The 8,191-nt window shown below is 64.7% G+C and carries 5 protein-coding genes; 4 read left to right on the top strand and 1 reads right to left on the bottom strand.

The genetic code is table 11. The features are described 5' to 3' along the window. The first annotated feature begins 911 nt into the window (after nt 1-911). The 4 genes from E6K76_12040 (at nt 912) to E6K76_12025 (ending at nt 6,942) form a co-directional block, all read left to right on the top strand. Nucleotides 912-1,613 carry a TIGR02206 family membrane protein gene (locus tag E6K76_12040; protein TMQ56886.1) on the top strand — a complete coding sequence of 234 codons (702 nt, stop codon included), beginning with the start codon at nt 912-914 and terminating at the stop codon, nt 1,611-1,613. A gap of 876 nt (nt 1,614-2,489) precedes the next feature. After that, nucleotides 2,490-4,874: an HlyD family efflux transporter periplasmic adaptor subunit gene (locus E6K76_12035; GenBank protein TMQ56885.1), complete on the top strand. Its 2,385-nt coding sequence runs from the start codon at nt 2,490-2,492 to the stop codon at nt 4,872-4,874. Continuing rightward, entirely contained in the window at nt 4,865-5,911 is a 1,047-nt protein-coding gene (locus tag E6K76_12030; protein ID TMQ56884.1) for a hypothetical protein, read from the top strand. Before E6K76_12035 ends, E6K76_12030 begins: the two co-directional genes overlap by 10 nt. Then, nucleotides 5,911-6,942, top strand: coding sequence for a peptidoglycan bridge formation glycyltransferase FemA/FemB family protein (locus tag E6K76_12025; GenBank protein ID TMQ56883.1), 1,032 nt, complete (start codon nt 5,911-5,913; stop codon nt 6,940-6,942). The genes E6K76_12030 and E6K76_12025 overlap by 1 nt, the downstream gene beginning before the upstream one ends. Nucleotides 6,943-6,946: 4 nt before the next feature. On the opposite strand, the gene E6K76_12020 is transcribed toward E6K76_12025, so the two are convergent. Beyond that, entirely contained in the window at nt 6,947-8,176 is a 1,230-nt protein-coding gene (locus E6K76_12020) for a T9SS type A sorting domain-containing protein (GenBank protein ID TMQ56882.1), read from the bottom strand. Nucleotides 8,177-8,191: the final 15 nt, after the last annotated feature.

Here is an 8,191-nt window from a genome sequence, read left to right as displayed (position 1 = left end):
CCGTGCATCGTTCCCGCCCAGGTGTTCGTGCCGCGATTCCGGACCGAGGCCAGATAGGTGACCGGGTCACCCAAATTCGGCCACCGCTGGGTCGATGGTGTCTGCCCGCCTCCGAGGCCCGTCGCCCTCACTACATTGTAGGGGCCAAAGCCCGAGGGCTCCGTCATGGCGACCGTGGAATAGATCGGATCGAAGCGGGGAAATCGAGGCTGCCGGGAGATTGTCACAACTTGAAGATCCGTCTCGGAACGCGGCCGCCGTGGCCCGATGCTCGAGATGTTCCCGCAATCCGGCCCTCCGCTCACTATGGAGGTGACCGCGTAATAGTATGTCGTCCCATTCGTAGGTCCCGTGTCCACCCAGGTCGTGTCTGTTGGTGATGGGAATGTCGACACGGGAGTCAGGCCTACGACTGTGGAAAACGGCGTCGTAGAGCGATACACAGCATAATGGTCAAATCCAGGCGCCCCCTCGGGTCGCCACGAGAGCGAGACCGAGTTGTTGCCTGACACGGCAATCAGGCCCTGGACCGGGCAGGTCCCCGGGGTAGTAGGCAACAGTGGGGCGCGGGCCGGGTCGCGCGAGGACAGACGCGCAGGGGAGGCGGAGGGGACGATACCGACAAGAAGGAGAACTCCGAGCACGCTCCGAACGGGCCTTTTCACGGCATGACCTCCACAGGGTCGACGACTAGAAGATAGTCCGGGCGAGCGTCTTTGGAATCAGAAAGTGGAGCCGCCATCTAAGCTGAGCGGCAGATTGCAGTTGGGGTGAGCCGTATGTCGGGCTTCGTCTGATTCTTGTGTAGGATCGCGGCAGAGAGCCATGTCGGTATCACGGCGGGGGCCATAGCGAGCCTCTCTGGGGTTTCTGATGGAAACTAGCACCCTTCGGGAGGATATTGCGAACTCGTGAATCCGTTCGAACGCTTTGGGCTCGAGCATGTGACCACGCTCATCGCGTTGGTCGCGGTCGCGATTCTCCTATCATGGGTTCTGCGGCGGAGTCATGGCGGTTTCGCGCGCGTCCGGACGGCGGTTCGATTCGGGCTGGCCGGGCTCCTCTCGTTCGGCCTCGTGTTCGCCCTCGCGGACGCGCTGCCCATCCGCAGACTCGATTGGCTCGACGTGCTTCCGCTCCACTTCTGCGACCTGGCGGTTCTCATCGCCGTGTGGGCGCTCCTGACCCGCCGGCAAATCGCCTGCGAGATCCTTTACTTCTGGGGACTGTCGGGGACGGTGATCGCGATGCTGACTCCAGACGTGGATCACGGCTTCCCCGATAGCCGCTGCCTTTCGTTCTTCGCACTCCACGGCGGGGTCGCGGTCTCGGCCGCCGTCCTCGCGTTCGGGCACGGGGTCCGGCCCCGACCGCGCGCGGACCTACATGTTTTCTGGCTCACGAACGCCTACGCCGCCATCATTGGGGTGATCGACGCGGTGGCGCACGAGAACTATCTCTACCTCCGGGCGAAGCCGTCCCAACCCTCGCTCCTGGATGTCATGGGGCCATGGCCCTGGTACATCCTTGCCGCGGACGCGCTCGGGTTCGTGCTCTTCAAGGTGCTCATGATCCCGTTCTCAAATCACAAGGCAACCTTCTCGCACCGATAGAAACCGCGGTGGCCCGGTCGTGCCTCCGCGGTGAGGGATTGGGGCGCGCTCAGGGTTTTCCCCACTCTTAATTCAGAACCCTCCCGTCTTTACTTCCGGTAGCGCCACCGCGCACGCTGAGGCGAACCCTCGAGGGGATCGGACGTCCACCGCGAGAAAAGGCATGCCGGAGCCATTCCAATACGAAGAGGGGGAGCACCAGCCAACCCGATGTTGTTCGACCGCAAGGGTAACTTCTACAAGCACGTTTGAAATCTTTCGCATTTTCCCTTCCAGTTCGCTGAGCAATCCATGGGTTTCACCTCGACTGTACTTGCAATTTGAGGGCGTGCGCCACTCTGGTCTCGTGGCACGCCCGTTGCCTTGCACCGCATTCCGACGCCGTGAAACGGGGATTCCGAAGCACGGCGATCCTGGGCCGCCGAAGAAATGGCGGGCCGATGAAGGGGGGTGAGAACTTATGAGGCATCTGAACCTCGAGCTCGAGAAGCTCGAGCAGCGCATCGCCCCGGGCGGCTGGGGCGGTTGTGGCGGGGGCTCCAAAGGCTCCAAGGGCCATGGCTCCAAGAGTCACCATGGCTCCAAGGGCTCCAAGGGCTCCAAGAGCGGCAGCTGCGGCTCCAAGGGTTCGAAGAGCAACAGCTGTAGCTAGCTCGTAAACTATCGAAAGACCCGGCGTCGCGAAGGCGCCGGACCCAGGGAAGGGTGTGCGGTCGCTGGGCCGGTGGGGCTGCTCGTTCGGTCGAAGGGCAGCTGCCGACCGCGGCTCAGACAGGCATTCGCGACGCGGGTCCAACTTATTCTCGATGACCGCGCCCCGGCGTCTTGAGCAGCCAGACTCCCGGTGGTCGCGGGCACCTTGGAGGCACCCAACGCATGGCCGGCGGGGCCACAACACCCTCTCCGCCAAGATTGCGGATTGACCTGATTATCCGTCGGCAGCACACCCCGCGGGGCGTGTTCGTCGTAGTCAAGGATCCCGCGAGCGACGACTTCTATCGGTTCGGAGAGGTCGAGGATTTTATCCTTCAGCAGCTCGACGGCGTAGCACACCTCGAGGAAATCCGGCAGCGCACCGAATCGCGATTCGGTGCCCCACTTCCCGACGGCGCGCTCGAGCTCTTCGTGCAGAAGCTGGACAAGAACCGTCTGCTGGAGACCGACCGCGCCCCTCGGCGGGATCGCGGCCTCTCGAGCCGGCGGCCGCGCGGAAGTCTACTGTACCTTCGGCTGCCGGTCCTCGATCCGACGCGGCTCTTCGATTGGCTGCTTCCTCGCGCGCGGTTTTTCTTCACGCGTCGATTCATGGTCTTCTCGGCGGCGGTCATCATTTTGGCTGCGGCCACCCTGGCTATGTCCTGGACCTCGTTTCGAGACGACCTCACCCGGATCGGCTTCCCCTCGGCTATCCCAATGCTCGTCGCGGTACTGTTCACTGTCGTGTCGTTGCATGAATTCGCCCATGGCATGGCGTGCCGTCACTTCGGCGGGGAGGTTCGCGAGATGGGCTTCATGCTCATCTACTTTGCGCCCGCATTCTATTGCAACGTGAGCGATGCCTGGCTGTTTCCAGAAAGATCGAAGCGGATGTGGGTGGGGTTCGCGGGACCCTACTTCGAGCTCTTCCTCTGGGCCCTGGCGGTGTTCGCATGGCAGGTGGCCGATGGAGATACCTGGATCAGCTACGTGGCGTTGCTCGTCATGATCGGCTCCGGGGTGAAGACCCTCGTGAATTTCAACCCGCTGATCAAGCTCGACGGTTACTACCTTCTGAGCGACTTCCTCGAGATCCCCAACTTGAGACGGAAGTCGTTCCGCTACGTCGGGAACTTGATCAGGCGGCTGGTGGGATCGGGCGATCGCCCCGCGCCATCCGCGTCGCCGCGCGAGCGCCGCATCTTTCTAACCTACGGGGCCATCGCGACCGTCTATTCGTTCTCGCTGCTCGGTCTGGTGACGATGAAGGCCGGGGGGATTCTCATCGGCAGCGGCCAGCCGATCGCGCTGGCCCTGTTCGGCGCTATGGTGGGAACGCGATTGCGAAGCCGCATCCGCGGTCTCATGGGCAAGGGGACGCTAGACGATGACCCCAGCGACGCGAGCTCCGATCCGGACGCGGGCGGCGATCCCGATGCGGGCGGCGGGAGCGAACCTGCGACGCCACGTAGCCCGCGAAGCCCCCGGTGGAAGAGACGCCGCTTGGCGCTCGCGGGAGCCGCGGCTGTCCTCGTGCTCGGCGTCGTGTTCGGACGCACGGAGCTTCGAGTATCCGGTCCGGTGAGCGTGCTCCCAGTGGAGAACGCCGATGTTCGTGCGGCGGTCGCAGGCATCGTCGAGAAGGTCGCCGTGGAGGAGGGCGACCGCGTCAAGGCCGGCGGCCTGATCGCGCGGATGTCCGATCAGGCACTTTTATCCGACCTGCAGACGACCCAGGCGGCGATCCAGGAGGCGCGGGCGAATCTCCAGAAGCTTGAGGCAGGCCCCACGGCCGCTGAGATCGCGGTCGCGCGCGCGGCGCTCGCCAGGGCAGCCTACCAGGCCGCCTATGCGCGCTCCCGGTCCTCCAGGACCGCGCAGGCGTTCCAGCTGCACCTGGTGTCGCCTCGCGAATTCGAGGATACGCAGGCGCTGGCCAGCGCGGCCAGGGGCGAGGAGGTCGAGGCCCAGCGTCGACTCGACGTCCTGCTTGCGGGAACGCGCAAGGAGGAGATCGAGGCGGCCCGTGCGCGGATCGAGGGGCTGAAGGACCGCCAGAGCTTCCTGTTGGAGCAGGAGGACCGGCTGAACGTGCTCAGCCCGGTCGGCGGCGTCGTGGCCACCCCCTCCCGCGAGTTGCGCGCCATGGAGCGTCAGTTCGTCCCAATCGGGGGCCTCATCGCAAAGGTCTTCGAGATCGACACGGTTGTGGCACAGATCATGGTCTCGGAGAAGGACATCGCCAACCTGCGCCCAGGTCAGCGGGTCGAGGTGCGAACCCGCGCTCTTCCCGGTGTCCCGTTCCGAGGCTTGGTGACCTCCATTGCCGTGGCCGCCGATGCGGGCACGGCGACGGGAACGCCCACGACCTCATCCTCCGTCTCGCGCTCCTCCGCCGCGGCCAGGACCTTCGTCGTCACGAGTCACATCGACAACCACACGCGGCTCCTTCTGCCCGGGATGACCGGGCGGGCCAAGGTGTCATGCGGGCAGCATCGAGTCCTGAATCTGATCGGCCGCCGCCTGGCACAAACCCTCAAAGTCGACGTCTGGTCATGGTGGTGAACAAGATGAACGGCCGGATCGTTACGGCTACTCCAGCGAAAACGCTCAAGGGGGCGCCTAGGCCGGCGGCGGAAACGCCGCAGGCCCCGCCCCAGTCGGGGCCCGCCGCGGGGCCGAGTGACGACGGGGCCCCGGAGCTTGCGGACAAGGGCCTGTATCTCATCGGCCGGCCCACCCTCAAGCAGTTCCTCCATCATGTGCGGAGGTATGCGGTCGATCCGCCGGCGGAGGCGGATCTGATCGACGAATGGAACGCGGCCAACCGTGTCCTCCAGACCCGTGAGCGGGACGAGGCGGGACTGGCCGATGATCCGCCGATCGTCCAGATGGGAGCGGAGTACACGCCGCTCCTGAGCGAGCTGCTCTGCGATCCGATGATCCGTCATGGGTTCAACAGCGTGCCCACCGAAATAGCGCTGGTGGATCTGGAGCGGATCGTCGTGTACCAGAGGCATATCGACCTGGGCCACGTCGCGCGGCTGGAACGGGAGCTGCCGCCCGAGCTGAGCCGGGAACAGATATTCAAGCTCTGCCTCCCCCACGATCACCCCCTCCCGCCGGTTCGATGGTCGCGCACACCGCAGGGCAAGTTCGTGTTCGTCTCTCCGTCGAACGACCTGCGCTTCCTCGGCATCATGCCCCTGGAGCCCCACGACATCCCGGATACACCGCCTCCCGGCGTCCTCGTCGGCGTCGTGGGTATCGCGGTGGGCTTCGGTTCCAACTTTCTCAACGCCGTGTATGCGGAGCGCCGTCTGATCCTCCGCAACGGCAGCCATCGCGCCTACCTTCTCCGCAAACGAGGGATTACCCGCGTGCCGTGCATCATCCAGCACGCAAGCTCACGTGAGGAGCTCGAGGTGGTCGGATCGTCGGCTCTACGGCGCGACCCCGACCAGTACCTGCGCTCCCCGCGCCCCCCCATGCTTCGGGACTACTTCGACCCGGACCTGCACAAGGTCATGACGGTGCAGCAACGCCTCCATCACGTCACGGTGCGCTTCGACGTCGAGGAGAGCGAGATCCCAGCGCTGTGATGACGAATGCCACGTTGTCTCAGCCGGCCCTACCCGCCGCGACCGAAGGCTGGTCGGCCTGGGACGCCTTCCTAGTGACGACCTCCGAGTCTGGCTTCATGCAGTCCTCATGGTGGGCCGACTTTCGTGTGGAGGCCGGCTACGGGAACTTCGGCGTCGTGCTGAGAAATCGAGGGGCGGTCGTCGGGGGGGCGGTGGTGTTGACGTATGAATACGCGCCCGGGCATTGCTTCTACTACATCCCCGAAGGGCCGGTGCTGCCGGCCGGGGAGCGGGCCGCCAGCGAGGTGTTTGCGGCCATCCTCGAGGCGATCGAGGAGCGGCGGCGGACCGAGTCAAGGACCGTGAGCCATCTCAGGATCGAGCCCCGCTGGGAACGTCTGCCGGACTTCGTGCAGGGGTTTCGAGTGGTTCCGGCTTTCAAGGACTGCTACATGGAGCCGCGGGATACCCTGTGCATCGACCTGCGCCCGCCGGAGCCGGCGATCCTCGCGCAGATGAAACCCAAGGGGAGGTACAACATTGGGGTCGCGCGGCGGCATGGCGTTGTCGTCGTCGAGGACAGCACTCGACGCGGCCTTGCAAACTTCCTGCGCATCTATCAGGCAACAGTCCGTCGACAGGGTCTCAGACCCAAGCCCCGGGAGTACTTCGAAGGACTCACTGGCAAGCTCGCACCCCTCGGGCAAGGCGCCGTGTTCTTCGCTGAGCACCGGGGGAGGCGCATCGCCGCGGCTGTCGTTGTGTACTTCGGCTCGCGCGCCACCTACTTCTTCGGCGGCTCGCTGACTGGGAGCCGCAAGTTCATGGCGCCGTACCTTCTCCATTTCGAGATCATGAGGCGCGCGAAGGCGATGGGCTACGACTGGTACGATCTGTGGGGGGTCGCTCCCACGGGCGAGCCCGATCATCCTTGGCAGAGCATAAGCGTCTTCAAGCGCAAGTTCGGCGGCGTCGAGGTCCGGCTCGTGCCCACGCTCGATCTCGTCTACGACCCCGCGGCTTATGACCGCTACGGCGCGTGCGCGTGAGATTTCACCTTACCAAAACGAACTTGCTCCCGATCACGTTCTGGTCCGCCTGTACCTGGACGAAATAGACGCCGGCTGGCGCCATTGACCCGTCCCGGGTCTTTCCGTCCCAATTCAAGATTTGAGTCCCGCCGGGAAGTGCCCCGCGGTACAGGGTTGCCATCGCGCGTCCGCGGATATCGAAAATCCTTGCCTCGACATCCGTCGCCTTCGCCAACGCGAGCTTGACCCGTACGCTGCCTACTGTGGGTGAAGGCTCGGGCCGCTCGACCATCACCATGGGAGCTCCCGCTCCGATGTCCGTGGCCACCGCCGGCGCGCCAAGGCCCGCGGTGCACAGCGGGCTGTTCACCAGACTCCAGCCATTTGCGATCTGCAGCATCTTGCCGATGCGGGTTCCGGCAATGACGCTCGGCAGCCACTTCGTATCCACGACCAGGTGCGTGAGGTCGCCCGCAGCCTCAAGGTCCGTGACACGGACCGGGCTCCCGGAATCTCCAAAGATGGCCGGACTGTCCCAGCCGTAGGCATCCTTTTTCCAGGTCAGCGCCACCCCGGCGCGAGGGGTCCCCCCAGTACCTATGCCGAGCCCATGACCGTAGTGCCAGACTGTCTCCGGGCCGAAACCCGTGTATTGATTGCAGGGCCCAGCAATCACGGCCGTCGTCGCACTGACCCAGGGGTTGAGCACCGGATTGATGGACACGAGCGCGAAATCGTCACCGATCCCGTTTTCGTGTCGAGCAATCGCGGTGCCGATATCGACCAGCACCGGGTTTTGCGTTCCCGGCGCCAGCGTGAGGAGGACAACGTGCTGGCCGAGCTTGTCGACGCAGTGGCCCGCCGTCCCGATGGCGAACCCGCCGTTCCTCGTAAAGACGAAATTCATTGTGCAGCCGTAAGGCGCGATCATCCAGGATCCGGGCCGTATCCCGATCTCGCTGGGGAGCGGGATATCCGTGGGCGCGGCCACCGGGGTTCCTCCCGCTGCGAGAACCTGCTGCTCCAATTCGGACGTGTACCAGGCAGGGCGCTCGCCGGCCAGGGGGATGGCCCAGCCACCCTCGTATGGCACCGCTCCGCGCGCATTCTGGAGATCGACGGTATTGGCTGCGGTCCCGACAGGGAACATCCCCTCGGCCTTCGCGGCGGCACCAGGAAACTGCGTCGAGGCGAGGACGACCATTGCGACGATGCTGTGGACGAGCGATTTGCTGTTCTTCATGGCGTTCACCTTTCCTGCTTGAAG

The sequence above is a fragment of the Candidatus Eisenbacteria bacterium genome, from assembly GCA_005893275.1.
GTDB lineage: Bacteria > Eisenbacteria > RBG-16-71-46 > SZUA-252 > SZUA-252 > WS-7.
The sequence above is the reverse complement of the archived record's forward strand: the minus strand, read 5'-3'. Positions and strand labels throughout refer to the sequence as shown.

Coding starts and splice junctions, on each gene's coding strand:
- E6K76_12035 (TMQ56885.1), top strand. CDS start 2,490: ATGGCCGGCGGGGCCACAACACCCTCTCCGCCAAGATTGCGGATTGAC.
- E6K76_12030 (TMQ56884.1), top strand. CDS start 4,865: ATGGTGGTGAACAAGATGAACGGCCGGATCGTTACGGCTACTCCAGCG.
- E6K76_12025 (TMQ56883.1), top strand. CDS start 5,911: ATGACGAATGCCACGTTGTCTCAGCCGGCCCTACCCGCCGCGACCGAA.